Consider the following 18,974-nt stretch of genomic DNA (forward strand, 5'->3'; position numbering starts at 1 on the left):
GTCAAATACGTATTGCCTGTCCGGCACTGATTTTCGCCAGCATCTGCTGGCTTACCTGGCTAAGATCGACCACTTCGCTTACGCCACCCATATTGATGGCCTCGCGCGGCATGCCGAACACCACACAACTTGCTTCATTCTGCGCAATCGTCCAGGCGCCAGCCTGGTGCATCGCGAGCATTCCGGCGGCGCCGTCGTTGCCCATCCCCGTCAGGATCACCCCCACGGCGTTGCGCCCCGCATGTTTCGCCACCGAATGAAACAGCACATCCACCGACGGACGGTGCCGGTTAACCGGCGGCCCGTCATGAATTTTGATTTGATAGTTCGCCCCGCTGCGCGCCAGCTCCATATGTTTGTCACCCGGGGCGATATACGCGTGACCTGGCAGCACGCGCTCGCCGTCTTCCGCCTCTTTCACGCTGATCTGGCACAGCTTATTCAGGCGCTCCGCGAATGAGCGGGTAAAGCCCGGCGGCATATGTTGCGTAATCAGGATACCCGGGCTTGAGAGCGGCAATGGCTGGAGTACATGGCGAATTGCCTCTGTTCCTCCGGTTGAGGCCCCAATGACCAGCAGTTTTTCCGAGCTGAGTAATGGTCCGGCCTTCAGGGTTGCCGGCGCGGCCATCGGCTTGTGGGCCGCCAGTTTTGCGCGCGACGCGGTACGGATTTTCTCGGCGATCATCTCGCTGTACGCCAGCATCCCCTCGCGAATGCCGAGCTGCGGCTTGGTGACAAAATCCACCGCCCCCAGCTCCAGCGCGCGCAGGGTGATTTCTGAACCTTTACCTGTCAGAGATGACACCATCACCACCGGCATCGGGCGCAGGCGCATTAATTTTTCCAGGAAATCGATGCCATCCATGCGTGGCATTTCGACATCCAGCGTCAGCACGTCGGGGTTATATTTTTTGATTAAATCCCGCGCGACCAGCGGATCGGGCGCTGTTGCCACCATCTCCATATCGCTGTGGCTATTGATGATTTCGGTCATGATCTGACGCATCAGCGCCGAATCATCGACAGACAATACCCTGATTTTACTCATGCTTTTTCCTTACTCAGCGCATAAACCGTTTGCCCACGCAGGCTAAACTCACGCACGAGGTTGCTGAAGTTTTCCGAGTGCCCGGCAAACAGTAAACCGTCAGGCTTGAGCAACGGAACAAAGCGACGCAGAATGTCCTGTTGCGTCGTTTTATCAAAATAGATCATCACGTTACGGCAAAAAATGGCGTCGAATGGCCCCGGCACGTTGTACTGCTTATCCAGTAAATTAACGGGAGCAAATTCCACGCAGTTCGCCAGCTCCTGGCGTACGCGCACCAGTCCTTCATGCGGGCCGGTACCGCGCATGAAGTAACGCTGTAGCTGCTGAGGAGACAGCGTTTTTAGTTCATCCTGGCGATAAACGCCGTTACGGGCTTTTTCCAGCACTTCGGTGTCGATGTCGCTGGCGTACACTTTCCAGCGGCCCGGCGCCATTCCCAGGGTGTCTGCAAGGGTGATGGCCAGCGAGTACGGCTCTTCCCCGGTAGAGGCTGCCGCGCTCCAGACGCGATACTCTCCGCTACGGCGACGGGCGTGTTCCGCCAGCACCGGGAAGTGATGCGCCTCGCGGAAAAACGCGGTCAGGTTGGTAGTTAATGAGTTGATAAATGCCTGCCATTCGGCGCTGTTCTGGTTCGCTTCGAGCATGCTCAGATAGCGGCCAAAATCATCCAGCCCCAGCGTGCGCAAGCGCCGCACCAGCCGGTTGTAGACCATGTCTCGCTTATGGTCCGCAAGCACGATCCCCGCACGCTGGTAGATTAACTGACATATCCGACGAAAATGCGCGTCGGACAGCGCGAGGCGCTGTGTCATCTGCAACAATAATGACGTTTGCCCTGAGGGCATGGGTGATGTCATAGCGCCTTCTCAATCACATTCAGGATACAACGGGCACGGCCTGTGACCGTCCGACTTCTGTTACTGCTTCAACGTGCTCTTTCACATTAAATACGGCGACCAACCCGGTAAGGTGATCTGCCTGGTTTGCCAGCTGATCGGTAGCCGCCGCCGCCTCTTCCACCAGTGAGGCGTTCTGCTGCGTAACCTGATCCATCTGTGTAACGGCCTGCGCCACCTGCTCAATACCACGGCGTTGTTCATCAGACGCCGAGGCAATCTCGCCCATAATGTCGTTAACCCGCGTCACGGAGGTGACAATCTCGTGCATGGTCTGCGCGGCGGTATCCACCAGCGCGGAGCCCTGCTGAACGCGGGAGACCGACTCTTCTATCAGCCCTTTGATCTCTTTCGCCGCGTTGGCGCTGCGACTGGCGAGGTTTCGGACTTCACCGGCAACCACCGCGAACCCGCGCCCCTGCTCTCCGGCACGCGCCGCTTCAACGGCCGCGTTCAGCGCCAGAATATTGGTCTGGAACGCGATACCGTCGATGACGCTGATAATGTCGCCAATTTTCTGCGAGCTGGCGGCAATCTGCTGCATCGTGCTGGCGACGTGAGAAGCCTGGTCGCCCCCACGTTTCGCCGTCATCGCCGCCTGTTTTGACAAGTCGGACGCCTGACGCGCGTTATCGGCGTTCTGGCTTACCGTCGCGGTCAGTTGCTCCATGCTGGCCGCCGTCTGCGCCAGCGATGCCGCCTGCTGTTCGGTGCGGGATGAGAGGTCGTTATTGCCTGCCGCAATCTCGGAGATCCCGGTATGCATGGCGTAACTGCCCTGACGAACGTTGCTTACCGTTTCCCGCAGCGAACTCTGCATCGCCTTCAGGCTGGCGAAAATCGCTGATATTTCATTCCTGCCATACACGGCCACCGGACGCGCCAGGTCGCCCTTCGCCATACTGTCGAAGTGGCTGCTGACGATCGCCAGCGGCTGGACGATCATTTTGCGCGACCACCACAGCGAGCCGCCGGTCAGCAGGGCGGCCAGGATCACCATGGTCAGGAAAATCACCCCTGACATGCGGTAGCTGGTACGGCTGTCCGCACCGGCACGCGCCACAAACTGGTTAATATCCTGCTGCCATGCGTTAAAGCTGTCGTCAAATGCCGCCTGAGACGCCTGCACCGGCGCGGTCAGGAAGTCAGAGAGCTGGTTGTTTTCCAGCCACGTCGCCTGATGGTCGAGATCGCCGTACCACACATCAAAGGTCTTTTTCATGGCGACTTTCAGCGTTTTCTCTTTCTCACTCACCGCCTCCTGCGCCGTAAACGTCTTAAACTGCGCGTCGGCCTGCTTCAGGCTGCTGCGGGCCACGACCATCAGCGCCTTAATATCATCCGGCGGATAGCTCAGCGCGGTTAACGTCCCTGCTTTGTTCAGCGCAGTGCTTGCCTGTAACAGCACGGCACGCGTTTGTGCCAGTGCGGAGCGCTGCTGATTACTCGTCTCAACTTCCTGCAAATTCTGATAGCCATCGCGAAACGCCCAGAAAGACAACCCGTTACTGCCAACCTGCAAAACCCCACACAGGATCAGAATCAAAAACAGTGTGGTCGAGATACGAATACGATTTAACATCCACGCTCCCATCAAGCGGCAAGCAGCCGCGGTTTAATTGTCAGTCAAAATGTTTCCCAGTTTTCATCTTGTCCGGTCACCGCTGCGCGCGTAGGTGTTGTCACGGGCGCCGGGGTTGCTTCGCTGTACGCTGACCGCGAGCTGACCGTATTTGTTGTTTTTGAAGTAAGACGGAACGCCGAGACGGCCATTTTCAGGCGGCTCGCCTGCTCCTCAAGCGCAGCGGCCGCGGCAGCGGACTCCTGCACCAGGGCGGCGTTTTGCTGCGTCACACGATCCATTTCCGATACCGCCAGAGCGACCTGGTCAATACCACGACTCTGCTCATCCGATGCAGAGGCGATTTCACCCATGATGTCCGTCACGCGCGTCACGGCATTCACGATGTCATTCATGGTTTCGCCCGCACTTTCCACCAGCACCGAGCCGGTATCCACGCGTGAAACAGAGTCTTCAATTAGGGCTTTGATCTCTTTCGCCGCATTGGCGCTGCGGCTGGCGAGGTTACGTACTTCGCCAGCGACCACGGCAAACCCACGTCCCTGCTCGCCCGCACGCGCCGCTTCAACGGCCGCGTTCAGCGCGAGAATGTTGGTCTGGAAGGCAATGCCGTCGATAACGCTGATGATATCGGCGATTTTCTTCGAGCTGTCGGCAATGTCATGCATGGTTTTCACCACGCCGTCGACCACCCGACCGCCGCGCTGGGCGGTGTCGGACGCGCTTTCTGCAAGCTGCGACGCCTGACGGGCGTTGTCGGCATTCTGCTTCACGGTCGCGGTGAGCTGCTCCATGCTTGCCGCCGTCTCTTCCAGAGCGGACGCCTGCTGTTCGGTACGGGACGAGAGATCGTTGTTGCCCATCGCGATTTCACTCGTGCCGGTATAGATGGCATCCGCCCCCTCGCGCACGTTGGCGACGGTATCAATCAGCGAACGCTGCATATGGTCGACGCTGGTCGCCAGCTCGGTGATCTCGTTGCGACCAGAAACGGTCAGCGTTTTCGTGAGATCGCCCCGGCCAATATCGCGGATATGGGCAATGACGCGGCCAAGCGGATTAAGAAGGATATGACGAATGCCGTACCACACGGCCACCAGCACGATGACCAGCGCGAGGGCGAGCACCGCCATCTGCCATTTCGCGAAACGGTAGTCGTTCTGGCTTTGCGTAAAGGCGGAGTGATAAAGCTCGCCGCTGGCTTTGGCGTACTCGCCGAGCGCCGCGCCGAGTGCGTTCTGCATGCCCTGGGTCGGCTGCGCGAAATAGGCATCCATATTGCCCTTCTCCAGGAACTGCACCAGCTCCGTGAGGCCGGCGAAGTAGGCCAGATATTTTTCATCTATGTTCGCGCTCGCCTGCGCCATTGCGGGCTGAGGGGCGATTTTTTTGAAGGCCTCGTAATGTTTCGCCGCGTCTGCCAGCGTGGCGCGCGCATTCTTCAGCAGTTCCGTTTTTGCGCTGCTCTGCTGGTTGTTCTGATCCATCATCATGCGGGCAGACGAGCGGCTCAGATTGATACGCGTCTGCAACATCAGATCCCAGGTTGTGGTCAGTTCGCTTTGCTGCATCCGCAAATCGTTCGAGGCCGCGAAGCTGTCCTGGTTCTGTTTTAACGAGGAGAAAAAGAGGCCGCCAGAAATAAGCTGAAGAAGTGCGAAAATGACCAGCACCATCATAAGCATTGTGACAACGCGGATACGGTTCAACATACAACACCTTCTCATCGATTGATTAACGGTGTTATCGGCAGGGGCCACGGGAACTTTACATTTGCGAAAGGGAAAAGCGCGGGGAGTCAGAACGCGACGTCAACGATCAGCGTGTCGGTGTAGGTTCCAGCAGGCGGCGTGGCCTGGCTGGTCAGGACCTTAGCGCTGTAGTTATAGGTGCGTAAAAGCCCGTCGGTACTGACCTGGGATGAGCTGGCGCTGGCCCAGCGCTCGCTGCCACTGCCGCCCCAGCGGTTGCTGGTCGCCTCTTTATAGATGTCGTAACTCATAAAATTGCTGCCGCTAACCATACGACGAACGTTGTTCAGGGCGTTTGCTCCATTATTAATGCCTATGGTGTAGGTGCTGCCCTTGGTGCAGGTGACGGCGATCGACTGCGAAACGGTGGGAAAATTTTGCACCAGCGGCGCGCTGTTAAAATTCACGTCCGGCGTGGTCATCGTGCTGCAATCGTTGGTGACGGTCATGTTGAGGAGAATGGAGGTAGTTGCCGTGCCGGTTTGCGGGGTCAGGCATAGCCCGCCCGCGCCAACGGCGCACACGTTGTAGTTGATGCTGAACGTTAACAACACCTGGTACGGCCCGGCCGTGACGTTCTGCCCCGGCACAGTACGGAAATAAAGCGGAATGTTGTAGCGCCTTGACCCCAGCAGCCCGAGCAGGGTGTTGCCATTCCAGGTATAGGTTTTGCTGATTTGTACTTCACTGTTTCCGCCGCAGCCAGTGGCACCGCACAGGCGCGTGGGGATAACGTCCGCGATGGCCGCATTATCGGTACGTTTCATGGTGGCGCGGCTGTTGGCGGCTATCGACGCCGAGGTGTAGGTCAGCGTCACCGAGTCGTTGGTTAGCAGGTTGAGAACAGTATCGCAGGACACCACCAGCGTGCCGGTGGTTTGCACCTCCCCCGTACTGCTCAGGGCGAATGAGGTGACGCTGCCAAACGAGGCGTTCACCGTACTGACGGTGCAGACCGCCCAGCCGCTGCCCGAGAACAGCAACAGTATGGCTATCAACAGGCGTTTCACGGCGCCTCCCGGCAGGTCAGCGGACCGTAGGTTTGCAGCTTATGCTCGGGATTTGCGCCCACGTACAACGTTGCGATACAGCGTTTACCGTCCGGGGTGATGACCTCCAGAGGATTCACATCGTTGAGGTTTTCCAGCCAGGCGAGGCCGTCGTAACCAACAACCGCGCTACTGCGGGACGCGCGTTTGACCTGGCTTCCCACCGGGATCGGATTGCCCTGCGCGTCATGCAGGATCACGCTGGCAACCCGCTCCTGCTCCATCGGGAAATCCACCAGATAACCGTTATGCCGACGAATCGCCACCCGACGCTCGGTCTCTTTCAGCCGGGTATCCGCAGGTAAGTTCAGGGTATCAATGCGGTAGCTCGCCGGGTAATAGGCGGAAACGCCGCTGACCAGCAGATAACCTTTGTTATTGGTTTTACCAACCGGCTGGTTCTCGTAGCTGACGGGTACGTCCGGATGTCCGTCGGTGCTGATCACCACAAACGCATCGTTGATTTTGTTCGCCGCAAACAGCTCACCGTCCATCAGGACGACAGAGCCCATCGCCTCGCCCCACCAGGTCATCATCCCCTTCTCACCGTAGCCGCCGCCCTGAAGCTCAACATTGTTATTCCGCCAGCCGAGCGTGGCCTGTTGATAGTTACTCGACCGCGACTGGTTGGCCCAGGCCATGTTCCAGCTAAAGCCGCCGTCAGACGGCATCGAGTGGTTGTAGTTAATGCGTTGAGTGCTGCCTGCATCAGGCGTGTTTTCAAAGGTAACGGCGGCGCTGTCACGTTCGCCCAGAGGGACCTGCAACGACAGCGCAACCGTCCAGTCGTCCCGCTGCTGGTCACGGCTGGCCGCCAGGTAAATACTGCTTGAGCGCCACAGATTTCGGCTCCAGGAGAGGTTGAGCAGCTCGGTTTTCCGGCTGTCAAAACTCTCCACGCCGATCCACGCCGCACCGATATTGCCGTAATCACCGAGGTTAAAGGTTAAGGAGTACTGGTCGGTATTGCGGCTCAGGCTGGCAACGGGGTTATCATATTCATCATAAACGGTGGGCTGATCGTACAGGGCGAGGTTGCCGAAGCCGCGGTCGCGTCGGGTATGCTGGGTCGCTACGCTAAACTCGCTGGTGCTGTACTGATAGCCCCAGTTCATCTGGCCCCCTTCGTCGCCGCGCATCCGGCTTTGGGTATAAGACGTGTTCACCACGCCAAAACGCCCGAGCTTCAGCACCGTGCCCGCGCCGCCGAGCGCCAGCGACTCCGCCCCTTCCGCATGCCCCTCCAGCGTCAGCCAGTCGGTCACCCCGTAGCGATACGATCCGCTGCCCGCCGCCGGGCCATAGTCAAAATTCTCTATACCGTAGTTGCGCCGCAGGCTGCCCAGCGTCACGGCGCCGTCGCTTAACCCCTGCTTCAGCAGATCGCTGCTGACATAAAACGGCAGCGTGGTGCTCACCTGACGTCCCAGCGCGTCGGTGGTGACCAGTACCGCATCCCCTGCGCCGTTGATGTACGGCAGATTAGTGAGGGTAAACGGCCCCGGCTGAAGGCGGGTGGAGCCGGAACGGTAGCCATTAATAAAGAGATCGACCGAGGTCGGGACGGCCGCCTCACCGGAAAACGCCGGCAGCGGCCAGGTCACCAGATCCGGACGCAGGGAGAAGTCGCGCCCATAGCTGATCCCGCCCATCCGCACGCTGGTGCTCCAGCTCAGCGCATCGCTGATGACGTCCCCAACGGTCCAGGTGGTGGCATCCTCCTCGTTGGTGATCAGCAGGGTTGAGTCATAGCGCACGTATCCTTCCTGCTGCCCGCTGCTTCCGGCGAAATTCTGTCGGGCGTACCCTGTCGAAGAAAACGAATAGTCTTCGTTGAAATAGCGGAACTCATGCCACACCGACGCCTGGCCGCCCGTATGTTCGGTATGGTTGGTATAAACGTCGTAGTTGAGCAGCGCGCCCCGGCCATAATGCGGCTTGCTTTGCGCGCTCTGACCGCTAAACGACGTGATCCGCGCCGCAACCCAGTCCCGGGGGACCGTCAGCATGAGCCGCTGGGCGCTGCTGTCATACTCTACGCGTACCGATGAGAGCGTTGAAAGGTTCACCTCTCCGGCAGGCACATGCTCCTGCGGCAGTCCGGCGCGAAGCAAATCCGCTCCTGAAATAAACCAGGCGCCCTCGCGCTGCGTCACCGGCACCACCAGACCCGTGTCATAGTGGTTCAGCACCAGGGCGAGCTGGAATACAGCTTCGCCGTTCATCGTCCGCGCGTCCGGCGGCGGCGGTAAACTGTCGTCGCCGGTTTCGGCAAATGCGCTGGTACTGACGCAAAGCAGGATCATCATCGCCGGTTTCAGTTGACGGGCGTCGATTGCCATTGCGTATCCCTGGCATTAATTTGCGCGCTCATCCGATTCGGCTGATAAATCCCTGCCGGAAGCGGCCAGCTTCGGGTGCTGCCTGGCAGCACATAACCCAGCAGCCCCTCGGCAACCGTGCGTTTTTGCCCGCCCTGCTCAACCGCAACCTGGCTGAGCCTGACGTGAACGTTCCCCTGATTGCGGACCTCAAGCGCGGGTTTCCCCTCCTCCTGAATGACCCGCCAGTTGAGCTGCTGAGTGTTCGCCAGCGCGTGATGCTCTCCTTCGTTGAGGGTGGGGATCCCCTGTCCATAAACAAATAAGGGAATGGAATAGCGCATTTGCAGTTTGAGGCCCATAGACGGTTCCGCTTTGGCATCCGGCTGGGGAATCTCATCCACAATGATGCGGTAGGCTTGCTCGACGCCGGACGGGATCGTCCCCTGCTTAATCAGGCGAATAAGCTGTTTACTGCCCTTAGCGATAGTCACGATCGGCGGGCTGGCGACCACATCCTGCTGGGCGGTGTAACGCTCATATCCGCCCTCCTGTTTCCAGCGCACAATGCGTATCTGCATTGTCGTGGCGCTGTTGCCCTGATTTTGGATCCACAATTCAGTTGCTCTGGCGTCTGCCGAAAGCCACGGATCGATAGGCCAAAGAAGAATGGTTGCGGCTGCTTGCGCCTTAACCGCTGTAAGGGCCGTTATCCCCAACAGACTCAACAGGCCTGACCGCCTGAAAAATGGCTTCATCAATGCTCTCCCTTTCCTACCATGACAAGGTCACGGTGAGTTGATCTGAATACGTTCCTGACGGGCTAAACCCGATCAAAAGCGCGACGCCAAAAAGAGGCAGCGCGATGTTATTGCTGTTGGTATAGGTAATCGGTATTGCCTGGTTAACCCCAATTTCACTGTTTGCGGCCAGAGAGCTGCTGCTGTAGAGCCGGTAACCGACCACTTCAGTCCCGCCTGAACGCGTCATCCGCCGCACAGAGCTATAATTCTGACCGCCGTTAATGCTCATACTTAGCGCCACACCCGGTGTGCAGGCGATGGACAACGCGCCGTCGGCAACAAAGCTGGTGCTGACCGGTGCGCTCTCCACGCCGCTGCGGGTCCCGAAATTCAGCGTACCGAAACGCCCGCCGGTGCCGGTGCTCACCGAGCATCCAGGCACAACCGTCGCGCTCACCCTGAATGACTGGGACGTCACCGCCCCGGCGTCTGGGATCAACATCAGCCCGACCAACAGGGTCAAAAAAGGGTGCACGACGCCCTCTGCGCTGTCGCGCAGACATAACAATGCCTTCATGGCTGAATCAGTAGGTGACGCTGACGTTAATCGTGTCGGTATAGGTTCCCGGTACGACCGTCACGCTATTGCCGCCGCCCGTAATGCGTGCGTAGAGGGTGTAGCTATCCACCCCACCCGCAGTAGAGGCGACCGGCAACGCGGCATTGTTCGCAACCACGTTGTTGTAACCGCTATCGCTGAACAGGCTGTAGGCAACGCCCTGCGCCGCATTGGCGGTGTAGACCAGATAGCGGCCCGGCGTACCTGGGGTGCCGACAACGGTTCCGGGTGCGGTAGCGTTGGTGTTGCCGGTGATCGCCACCGTGTAACTGGCAGTGGTACATTGAATGGTAAAGGTGTTTCCTCCGCTGGCACCGGTTAACTGGGTTGTCAGGGTGGAGAATGTTGCAGGATGAGTGCCGAAATCCAGCGTCCCGAAGTTAATGCCGTTTTGCGTTGGCGAGCCGTTGATCAAGCAGCCGTTTGTCAGCGTCAACGTCGCGCCGATAGTGCCGCTACTGGTGACCGCGAGAGCCTGACCGACCGTTGCCGCCGTCAGCAGCGTGCCCGCGCAGATAAAAAGAAGTTTTCTTTTCATTTACCACCCTCCAGAAGAAATATAGGTTCGCTTGCCATATTTTATTCATACTGTTCAGTATGTTAGCCCCGCTTAAACATTCCCCGGCGCGGTTACTGAGAATTTAGTTTATGGTTAGCACTTCAACCACTTTCATCAAAAAGAGGGCAACCCCGCTCGAATTAACAGGTTATTAACAAACATTACAAAGGGTTAGCAAAAAAAAATGGGCATTATTCTTGCTTAACTTGAGGATATATCGCCTGTAGTGTGATCTGAGTCACAATATATCGTCATGATAAAAACAACGAATTTCATAAAAATTAAAAACAAGTTGTAACTCACGCAGCTTTACTTCAATTTATGCCCCGAATATTTTCCTGCGCTTAAATAAAAATTTTGTATGCATTGACGCAGGAAACTCTTTTAGCGCATAGAGGATCTTTTTGTGGCAAGTGCAAACAAACTCACGCTCTTCATCGTGATTTTCATGCTGGCGGGCATTCTTTCCGGTGCGGCGATCCATGAGTATGCTTCGTCCGACGCGATACAGGCCTGGTCGGAGAACATCACCCTGCTGACCGATATTTTCCTGCGGCTGATCAAGATGGTGATAGCCCCGCTGGTGTTCAGCACCCTGACGGTGGGCATTATGAGGCTGGGTGAAACGTCTACGATTGGGCGCGTCGGGGGTAAAGCGATGGTGTGGTTTATCAGCTCATCCGTACTTTCCATTCTGGTGGGGCTGTTTATTGTTACCCTTGAACAACCCGGCAGCGGTCTGAACCTGAGCATTCCGACAGAGACGGTTGATACCGGCCTGGCCGTGAGCGGGATGTCGCTGAAAGCCTTTCTGTCACACACCATTCCAACCAGCATTGCCGGCGCGATGGCCAACAATGAGATCCTGCAAATTGTGGTCTTCTCGATGTTCTTCGGCATTGGCGGCGCGTCACTGGGCCAAAAATTCAACGCCCCGCTGGTCGCGGCGCTGGATGTGGTATCCCACATTATGCTGAAGGTGACGGGCTACGTGATGTACGTTGCGCCGCTGGCCATTTTCGCGGCGATTTCGTCCGTCATTGCCACCCAGGGGCTGGGCATTTTGCTGAACTATGCCTCGTTTATTGGCGGTTATTATGTGGCGATCCTCCTGACCTGTCTGGTATTGCTGGCCGTGGGTTACATGGTACTGAAGAAAGAGATTTTCCGTCTGGTGGCGATGCTGAAAGATCCGGTGCTGGTGGCGTTTACCACCAGCAGCTCTGAAGCGGCATACCCAAAAACGCTGGAGCAGTTAGCGCGCTTTGGTTGTTCACGTAATATCGCCTCTTTCGTCCTGCCGATCGGCTACTCGTTTAACCTGGTCGGCTCCATGGTGTACTGCTCGTTCGCCTCAATGTTTATTGCCCAGGCGTACAACATTCACCTGAGTTTTACCGAGGTGACGGTGCTGATGTTAACGCTGATGCTGGCCTCGAAGGGCATTGCGGGCGTACCGCGCTCGTCGCTGGTGGTGCTGGCGGCAACCATTCCAGGCTTTAACATTCCGGTAGCCGGGATCCTGCTGCTGATGGGGATTGACCATTTCCTGGATATGGGGAGATCGGCCATTAACGTGCTGGGGAACGGGATTGCGACGGCGATGCTGTCGCAGAATGAAGGGGCGCGGGAAGCGGAGGCAGAGCTGGTGGAGCAGGAGGCGTAAAGATACAAAAGAGCCGGGTGGCGCTGACGCTTACCCGGCCTACGTGTTCGAGCCATTTGTAGGCCGGGTAAGGCGAAGCCGCCACCCGGCATTATTTTATGCCACGTGATTCGCCGCAATATCCAGCAGCGCCATCTCTTCGCTGTTCAGCAGCTTCTCAATATTCACCAGAATCAGCATACGCTCGCCGAGCGCACCCAGCCCTGTCAGGTATTCCGTCGACAGCGTGACCGCAAACTCCGGCGCAGGACGGATTTGATCGGCGGTCAGCGACAGCACATCTGACACGCCGTCCACCACAATCCCCACCACGCGCTGCCCCAGATTCAGAACAATCACCACCGTGTTATCGTTGTACTCCACATCGCCCTGGCTGAACTTCACGCGCAGATCCACGATAGGCACAATCACACCGCGCAGGTTGGTCACACCCTTGATAAACGCTGGCGTATTCGCGATGCGCGTTACCTGATCGTACCCGCGAATTTCCTGCACTTTCAGGATGTCGATACCGTACTCTTCATCACCTAAAGTGAAAACCAGGAATTCCTGCCCAGATGGCTCGCCCGCCAGTTTCGTTACGTTACTCATACCGGTCATGTTATTACCTTTTACTTAATCAGGCGGCTGTGTTCGCCACACGTTGTTCACGATTTAATCCCTGAAGTGCCGATACATCGACGATCAGCGCGACGCTACCATCACCCAGGATGGTGGCAGCAGAGATCCCCGGCACTTTGCGGTAGTTACTTTCCAGGTTCTTAACCACCACCTGATGCTGACCAATCAGCTGATCGACCAGCAGCGCGTAGCGGCGTCCGGCGCTTTGCAGGATCACAACGATACCCTGCGTGGCCTCGGTTTTTGCCCCGTCCACTTCGAACACTTTCCACAGTTCCACCAGCGGCAGGTACTCGCCGCGCACTTCGAGCACGCGCTCACCGCCCGCCAGCGGATGCAGATCTTCTTCGCGCGGCTGGAGGGATTCCATCACCGCGTTCAGCGGCAGAATAAAGACTTCATCCGCCACTTTAACGGACATGCCGTCAAGAATGGCCAGCGTTAGCGGCAGCAGGATACGGATCGTGGTGCCCGCGCCCTGCTTAGACTGGATCTCAACGTGACCGCCCATCTCCTGAATGTTACGTTTCACCACGTCCATGCCCACGCCGCGGCCGGAAACGTCGGTGACCTGCTCTGCGGTTGAGAAGCCCGGGGCAAAAATCAGCATGCCCACTTCTTCATCAGTCATGTTTTCGTTGACCGCCATGCCCTGCGAAATCGCCTTCGCCAGAATACGCTCGCGGTTCAGGCCCGCGCCGTCATCGGTCACTTCGATGCAGATGTTGCCGCCCTGATGTTCTGCTGACAGGACCAGGTTGCCCACTGGCGATTTTCCGGCTGCCACGCGGTTTTCCGGCAGCTCAATGCCGTGGTCGAGGCTGTTACGCACCAGGTGCGTTAACGGGTCGATAATGCGTTCAATCAGGCTCTTATCCAGCTCGGTGGAGCTGCCCATCAGCGTGAGTTCGATCTGTTTGTTGAGCTTGCTGGCCAGGTCGCGCACCAGGCGCGGGAAGCGGCTGAAGACATATTCCATCGGCATCATGCGGATGGACATCACCGATTCCTGCAAATCGCGGGCGTTACGTTGTAACTGGCCCATGCTGGTGATGAGATCGCCGTGGGTCACCGGGTCCAGCTCGTTGGAGCGCTGGGCCAGCATCGACTGGGTGATCACCAGTTCACCCACCAGGTTGATCAGCTGATCCACTTTCTCCACCGCCACGCGAATGCTTGTGGACTCGCTGGAACGCGCCGCCGGTTTTTCACCGCGGGCCGGGGCAGCCGTCTCTTTTGGCACGGCTTTCAGGGCCGGAGCAGCAGCAACTACCGCAGGGGCAATTTCTGCCGGCGCGGGCACTTCAACGGCCGCCGCCTCGGTTTCAAACGCAATTTGATCCGCTTCAATCACGAAGCACAGCACCGCCACAATGTCATCCTGACCGATCCCGCCGTCGAGCGTCGCGGCCAGGCTGTCTTTACCCTTCACCACGTTGCTGAGCGTCGCCAGGTTACCCAGCTCCTCTTCCAGCAGGTTGACCTCGTTCTCTTTCAGCCGTGACAGCACTACGCGCAATTTTCCTGCGGGCGCATCAGGCGCACTGTCTGGTTTGGCCGCGGCGTCAACAACGCTCAGTTTTGCCGCAGGGACAACGGGCGCAGACGCCTCACCTTTGGCTTCCAGCGCTAACTGACGCAGCGCGTTGCAGATGTATTCAAAGCTGGCGGCATCAGGCTCTGCCGAACTTTTATAGGCGTCGAGCTGTTCCTGCATAATATCTTTCGTTTCCAAAAACAGGTTGATAATGTCGGTATTGAGCTGCATCTCACCGCGTCGTGCTTCATCCAGCAGGTTTTCCATTAAATGGGTCGTTTCCTGCAAAATGGTAAATCCAAACGTTCCGGCTCCGCCTTTAATGGAATGCGCCGCACGGAAGATGGCGTTGAGCTGTTCTGAGTCCGGTGCCTCGGGCACCAGATCCAGCAAATGTTGCTCCATATCGGCCAACAATTCGTCGGCTTCATCAAAAAATGTCTGGTAAAAATCGGTAATATCCATGCTCACGCTATCACCTCGGATTGGCTGGTGGCGATGTTGGAACGGCAGCCGAAGGGACGGCCCCAGGCTGTTTTAAATCGTCCAGTGACTCATTCTGACTTTCGGCGTTTTCATGCAGGATGGCCTGCTCCGCCTGCTGGTTCAGCACTAAAAGACTGATACGACGGTTGATGGCGTCATCCGGTCCGCGGTCGGTCAGGCGCATGGTTGCAGCCATGCCGACCACGCGCAGGACCTTGCCATCATCAAGCCCACCCGCCACCAGCTCGCGACGCGAGGCGTTGGCGCGATCGGCAGAAAGCTCCCAGTTGCTGTATCCCTTCTCTCCCGTGGCGTACGGGAAATCATCCGTGTGACCGGAGAGGCTAACGCGGTTCGGAATGCCGTTCAGCACCGGTGCAATCGCACGCAGAATATCGCGCATGTAGGGCTCCACGTCGGCACTGCCGGTTTTGAACATCGGTCGGTTCTGGCTGTCGATGATCTGAATACGCAGCCCTTCCTGCACCAGGTCAATTTTCAGATGCGGACGCAGCGCGCGCAGTTTAGGGTCCGCCTCAATCAGCTGATCCAGGTCACCGCGCAGTTTTTTCAGGCGCGCCTGCTCCATCCGTTTTTTCAGCTCGTCGATGTTAGGCTGTTTTTTCACTTCGCCCTGCTGCTGGGTGTAATCGTCACCGCCGCCGGGGATCGGGCTGTCGCTGTTCGAAATGCGCGGCCCGCCGGTGACCGCCGTCGCCAGCGGCGTTCTGAAATATTCCGCAATCTGAATAAGCTCTTTTGGGCTGGAGATGGAGATCAGCCACATCACCAGAAAGAAGGCCATCATGGCGGTCATAAAATCGGCGTACGCGATCTTCCATGAGCCGTGAGAACCGTGCCCGTGCCCCTTATGCTTGCGTTTTTTTACGATGACGATCGGATGGGACTGGTTTTTCATGCGTCCTCAGTTGTCGTCTGTTGGTTGGGGTTTTTCACCGCGCGCACGTGCTCTTCCAGTTCGATAAACGACGGACGTTCGCTGGAGTAGAGCGTCTTACGGCCAAATTCGACGGCGATCGGTGGCGCATAACCGTTGAGGTTTGAGAGCAGCGTAATTTTCACGCACTGCATCATTTTGGTGGTTTCAGCGCTCTTCTGGCGCAGCACGCTCGCCAGCGGGGAGATAAAGCCGTATGCCAGTAAAATACCGAGGAACGTCCCCACCATTGCGTGGGCAATCAGGGCGCCCAGTTCAGCCGCCGGGCGATCCGCCGAGGCCAGGGCATGAACGACGCCCATGACCGCCGCCACGATACCGAACGCCGGAAGCGAGTCGCCCACCAGCGCCAGGCTGTTGGCCGGAACTTCGGATTCGCTCTCGTGGGTTTCGATCTCTTCGTCCATCAGGGCTTCAATTTCAAAGGTGTTCATGTTGCCGCTGATGATCAGTCGCAGGTAATCGACGATAAAATCGAGCATCATCGCGTCAGCCAGAATACGCGGGTAGCTGGCGAAAATTTCGCTCTCTTTCGGGTTTTCAATGTCCCGCTCCAGCGAGAACATTCCTTGCTGACGTGACTTCGCCATCAGGCGATAGAGCAGCGCCAGAAGATCCATATACATGCTTTTGGTGTATTTCGAGCGACGAAACAGCAGCGGAATCGCCTTCAGCGTGCCCTTGATCGATTTACCGTTGTTACCAACGATAAAAGCCCCTACCCCTGCACCGCCGATGATGACAAGTTCAGCCGGTTGATAGAGTGCTCCAAGGTGCCCGCCGGTCATCATGTAACCGCCGAAAACTGTACCGAGAACTACCAGGTAACCTAATAAGATAAGCACGACATCATCCTTCCGCTAGTGACTATGGCAGGACGTTCATTTCGAGCGCGTGACCTGAACGCAGGGTAAAAAAAAGCAGCGGTAATCGCTTACCGCTGCTGGAATCTTGCCCACAGGTTCGGGTTAAACAGCGTGTTCGATCTGTTCATCCAGCAGTTGTGGAATAATATCGGCAGCATCCCGGGAAAGTTTACGTCTTTTTACGGCTCGAGATGGAGGCTGGCATAAACTACAGGCGAAGCTGCCCGCAGGCTGGTGCGCGTGGGTAATAAAATTGCCGTCACAGCAGTTGCAGCGCGACAATTCAAGCATTCCGCTTTCAACAAAACGCACCAGCGTCCAGGCGCGGGTCAGCGCCAGCAGGGGTCCCTGTTCCTGCTGCGGGCATTGCTCAAGGTAAAGTTTGTAGGCTTTAATCACGGCATCCACGCCGCTGCATAAGCCCGTTTTAAGCAGGTACTGCCAGGCGTTACAGAACATGGAAGCATGGATGTTCTGCTCCCAGGTCATGAACCAGTCAGTCGAAAACGGCAGCATGCCTTTTGGCGGTGGGCTACCACGCAATTCTTTGTACAGCTTGATCAAACGACCACGGCTCAGTTGCGTCTCGCTTTCCAGCATTTGTAAACGCGCACCCAGCGTGATGAGTTCCATTGCCAGCTGGATATCACGGGCTTCCTGAACAATGCTTTTTTCGCTCATTGTTAAGCCCTTTTCTTCCGGGCTACGTCGTCAGGCTGGCTGATTTCGTTGAGCAGGCGGGTGGAGAGAAGAATACCGGTGTGGATCTGTTGCAGATCGTCCACGCGGGATTCCTGAGTCAGACGCGTAATGGTCTGCGGGTTATCGAAACGGAACTGGCAGACAAGCTGATTGGTTTCAGCCAGCTTGACCATCTGCGGAAGTGTTAATCCCCCCAGCATGGTTGCCATCTCTTCGTTAACACCCAGACGAAACATCGCTGACGGTTTGTCCTGACTAATCAAACGCTGCGCGAGCAATAAATACGACAAATTGATGTCGTAAATATGTTTTAGCAACTCGGATGTATGCATTTTTCCCATCCCGAATAACCAACTATTATTTTTATGCGGAAAGACCGCACCCCGTGATGTCGCCGGGAAATCACCCGGTATAAAAAGAAAAGGCCAAATGCATAGTTGAATTTAGGTTTGTACGTCGTAAAGCGCGTGACCGTTTAACATGGCCAAAATGTCGGTTACACATTTTATCTTTTCTTACAAATAACTAAGATTTTTCCTAATTCGACGCAAACTCTACTCGTCAGTTTTGACACATACAATGCAGCCCCCCCTGGAATTTAAAAAAAATGTGATCTGCGTCACATAATTTACGCGAATGTAACCTATAAATCCATCAGCGTGACTTGTAATTTGGGTGTTTTTTATCCAACCCAAGCTTGTTTATATTCTTCAGGAACGAATATTCATGCATCCGGACTGGGGAATTGGGTCTGGGAAATGTAAAGACAGGGCAAATCCGCATTGATCTGCTATGGGGAAAACTTCACGCTGAAACTACCATTAATTAATAAAGTAAAAACAGTGGGTTAACGCTGGTAACACAAAAATCAGTTTCGTTGCGTAACGATCTACGCCGGGTTGATGATGAGTTAAGGCGTGTTAACCACCCGGAAGGGAAAATGTGTAATTTACGTTAAGCTGTTAATTTTTTTCATTTAGGCCATCTTTTCAGTTATTCTTCTTATAAGAATAATTAATGAATAATTATGATAAGCTTCACACTAATGACGCATTCACCTCTTGCAGTAATGACAGTTTCGCGGTAAAGCTGGGGAAACTTGTCATTCTGACATCAAAGGAGTGCGTGATGAGTTACTCCCATCTGCTTGTTTCAATTGCTGTTTCTCCCGAAAGCCACCAGCTTGTCGCCCGAGCCGTATCCATCGCCCGCCCCGCCAATGCCCGCATCAGCCTGATCACGCTGGCCGCGGAACCCGAAATGTATAATCAGCTGGCTGCGCCGATGCTGGAAGATATACGTGAGGTATTGCAGGAGGAAACGCACCAATTCCTGCAAGAGTTGGTGGAGAGGGCAGACTATCCGATTCATCAGACCGTTATCGCGACCGGTGAATTAAGCGCGCATATACTCGACATCTGTCAGAAAGAGAATATTGACCTGGTTATTTGCGGAAATCATAACCAGAGTTTTTTTTCTCGTGCGGCATGCTCGGCAAAATCTATCGTTTCGTCAAGCCAGGTTGATGTCCTGCTGGTGCCTCTTGGGGGCAATTAATGCC

Annotated in this window: 17 protein-coding genes; 2 read left to right on the top strand and 15 right to left on the bottom strand. The window is 56.3% G+C overall.

The features are described from left to right. Position 1: 1 nt before the first annotated feature. The 9 genes from L3069_RS13590 to L3069_RS13630 form a co-directional block, all read right to left on the bottom strand. Entirely contained in the window at positions 2–1,051 is a 1,050-nt protein-coding gene (locus L3069_RS13590; protein WP_014884341.1) for a chemotaxis response regulator protein-glutamate methylesterase, read from the bottom strand. Next, a complete protein-coding gene (cheR, locus tag L3069_RS13595; RefSeq protein ID WP_017384409.1) occupies positions 1,048–1,914 on the bottom strand; it encodes a protein-glutamate O-methyltransferase CheR in 867 nt (288 codons plus the stop codon). The genes L3069_RS13590 and cheR overlap by 4 nt, the downstream gene beginning before the upstream one ends. Positions 1,915–1,933: 19 nt before the next feature. Next, positions 1,934–3,535, bottom strand: a complete 1,602-nt coding sequence (gene tap / locus L3069_RS13600) for a methyl-accepting chemotaxis protein IV (protein ID WP_038416276.1) — start codon at positions 3,533–3,535, stop codon at positions 1,934–1,936. Between the two features lie 44 nt (positions 3,536–3,579). Further along, positions 3,580–5,247, bottom strand: a complete 1,668-nt coding sequence (tar, locus tag L3069_RS13605) for a methyl-accepting chemotaxis protein II (protein WP_063135771.1) — start codon at positions 5,245–5,247, stop codon at positions 3,580–3,582. 86 nt (positions 5,248–5,333) lie between these two features. Continuing rightward, the gene (locus L3069_RS13610) at positions 5,334–6,296 is read right to left on the bottom strand and encodes a spore coat U domain-containing protein (RefSeq protein ID WP_038416278.1); all 963 of its coding nucleotides are present in this window, start codon (positions 6,294–6,296) and stop codon (positions 5,334–5,336) included. Beyond that, a complete protein-coding gene (locus L3069_RS13615) occupies positions 6,293–8,677 on the bottom strand; it encodes a fimbria/pilus outer membrane usher protein (protein ID WP_063135770.1) in 2,385 nt (794 codons plus the stop codon). The genes L3069_RS13610 and L3069_RS13615 overlap by 4 nt, the downstream gene beginning before the upstream one ends. Continuing rightward, complete coding sequence (locus L3069_RS13620; protein ID WP_023300459.1) at positions 8,653–9,414, bottom strand: molecular chaperone; 762 nt, start codon at positions 9,412–9,414, stop codon at positions 8,653–8,655. The genes L3069_RS13615 and L3069_RS13620 overlap by 25 nt, the downstream gene beginning before the upstream one ends. 16 nt (positions 9,415–9,430) lie before the next feature. Then, positions 9,431–9,976 carry a spore coat U domain-containing protein gene (locus L3069_RS13625; protein ID WP_100167660.1) on the bottom strand — a complete coding sequence of 182 codons (546 nt, stop codon included), beginning with the start codon at positions 9,974–9,976 and terminating at the stop codon, positions 9,431–9,433. 7 nt (positions 9,977–9,983) lie between these two features. Continuing rightward, complete coding sequence (locus tag L3069_RS13630) at positions 9,984–10,556, bottom strand: spore coat protein U domain-containing protein (RefSeq protein ID WP_038416281.1); 573 nt, start codon at positions 10,554–10,556, stop codon at positions 9,984–9,986. A 427-nt stretch (positions 10,557–10,983) separates the two neighbouring features. Between L3069_RS13630 and L3069_RS13635 the strand changes: the two genes are divergently transcribed. Continuing rightward, on the top strand, positions 10,984–12,243 hold the full coding sequence (locus tag L3069_RS13635; RefSeq protein WP_023306494.1) for a dicarboxylate/amino acid:cation symporter: 1,260 nt from the start codon (positions 10,984–10,986) through the stop codon (positions 12,241–12,243). Positions 12,244–12,339: 96 nt separating this feature from the next. Here the strand turns inward: L3069_RS13635 and cheW are convergent, their stop codons facing one another. The 6 genes from cheW to flhD form a co-directional block, all read right to left on the bottom strand. Beyond that, the gene (gene cheW, locus L3069_RS13640; RefSeq protein ID WP_003859699.1) at positions 12,340–12,843 is read right to left on the bottom strand and encodes a chemotaxis protein CheW; all 504 of its coding nucleotides are present in this window, start codon (positions 12,841–12,843) and stop codon (positions 12,340–12,342) included. A gap of 19 nt (positions 12,844–12,862) precedes the next feature. Then, positions 12,863–14,872 carry a chemotaxis protein CheA gene (cheA, locus tag L3069_RS13645; RefSeq protein WP_023300462.1) on the bottom strand — a complete coding sequence of 670 codons (2,010 nt, stop codon included), beginning with the start codon at positions 14,870–14,872 and terminating at the stop codon, positions 12,863–12,865. 4 nt (positions 14,873–14,876) lie between these two features. Continuing rightward, entirely contained in the window at positions 14,877–15,806 is a 930-nt protein-coding gene (gene motB, locus L3069_RS13650; RefSeq protein WP_022648511.1) for a flagellar motor protein MotB, read from the bottom strand. Beyond that, a complete protein-coding gene (gene motA, locus L3069_RS13655; protein WP_003859696.1) occupies positions 15,803–16,690 on the bottom strand; it encodes a flagellar motor stator protein MotA in 888 nt (295 codons plus the stop codon). Before motA ends, motB begins: the two co-directional genes overlap by 4 nt. Before the next feature lie 123 nt (positions 16,691–16,813). Further along, positions 16,814–17,392 carry a flagellar transcriptional regulator FlhC gene (gene flhC, locus L3069_RS13660; RefSeq protein ID WP_022648512.1) on the bottom strand — a complete coding sequence of 193 codons (579 nt, stop codon included), beginning with the start codon at positions 17,390–17,392 and terminating at the stop codon, positions 16,814–16,816. A 2-nt stretch (positions 17,393–17,394) separates the two neighbouring features. Then, a complete protein-coding gene (gene flhD, locus L3069_RS13665; protein ID WP_003859693.1) occupies positions 17,395–17,745 on the bottom strand; it encodes a flagellar transcriptional regulator FlhD in 351 nt (116 codons plus the stop codon). Between the two features lie 796 nt (positions 17,746–18,541). On the opposite strand from flhD, the gene uspC reads away from it, so the two are divergent. Beyond that, positions 18,542–18,970, top strand: coding sequence for a universal stress protein UspC (gene uspC, locus L3069_RS13670; protein ID WP_023300463.1), 429 nt, complete (start codon positions 18,542–18,544; stop codon positions 18,968–18,970). Positions 18,971–18,974: the final 4 nt, after the last annotated feature.

It is taken from the genome of Enterobacter cloacae complex sp. ECL411 (genome assembly GCF_021869665.1).
Taxonomy (GTDB): Bacteria; Pseudomonadota; Gammaproteobacteria; order Enterobacterales; family Enterobacteriaceae; genus Enterobacter; species Enterobacter intestinihominis.

Bases quoted from the DNA above. Each gene is read 5' to 3' on its own strand.
- cheR (WP_017384409.1), bottom strand. From the start codon at position 1,914: ATGACATCACCCATGCCCTCAGGGCAAACGTCATTATTGTTGCAGATG.
- tar (WP_063135771.1), bottom strand. From the start codon at position 5,247: ATGTTGAACCGTATCCGCGTTGTCACAATGCTTATGATGGTGCTGGTC.
- tap (WP_038416276.1), bottom strand. From the start codon at position 3,535: ATGTTAAATCGTATTCGTATCTCGACCACACTGTTTTTGATTCTGATC.
- uspC (WP_023300463.1), top strand. From the start codon at position 18,542: ATGAGTTACTCCCATCTGCTTGTTTCAATTGCTGTTTCTCCCGAAAGC.
- cheW (WP_003859699.1), bottom strand. From the start codon at position 12,843: ATGACCGGTATGAGTAACGTAACGAAACTGGCGGGCGAGCCATCTGGG.
- L3069_RS13625 (WP_100167660.1), bottom strand. From the start codon at position 9,976: ATGAAGGCATTGTTATGTCTGCGCGACAGCGCAGAGGGCGTCGTGCAC.
- L3069_RS13615 (WP_063135770.1), bottom strand. From the start codon at position 8,677: ATGGCAATCGACGCCCGTCAACTGAAACCGGCGATGATGATCCTGCTT.
- L3069_RS13590 (WP_014884341.1), bottom strand. From the start codon at position 1,051: ATGAGTAAAATCAGGGTATTGTCTGTCGATGATTCGGCGCTGATGCGT.
- motB (WP_022648511.1), bottom strand. From the start codon at position 15,806: ATGAAAAACCAGTCCCATCCGATCGTCATCGTAAAAAAACGCAAGCAT.
- L3069_RS13630 (WP_038416281.1), bottom strand. From the start codon at position 10,556: ATGAAAAGAAAACTTCTTTTTATCTGCGCGGGCACGCTGCTGACGGCG.
- L3069_RS13620 (WP_023300459.1), bottom strand. From the start codon at position 9,414: ATGAAGCCATTTTTCAGGCGGTCAGGCCTGTTGAGTCTGTTGGGGATA.
- flhC (WP_022648512.1), bottom strand. From the start codon at position 17,392: ATGAGCGAAAAAAGCATTGTTCAGGAAGCCCGTGATATCCAGCTGGCA.
- flhD (WP_003859693.1), bottom strand. From the start codon at position 17,745: ATGCATACATCCGAGTTGCTAAAACATATTTACGACATCAATTTGTCG.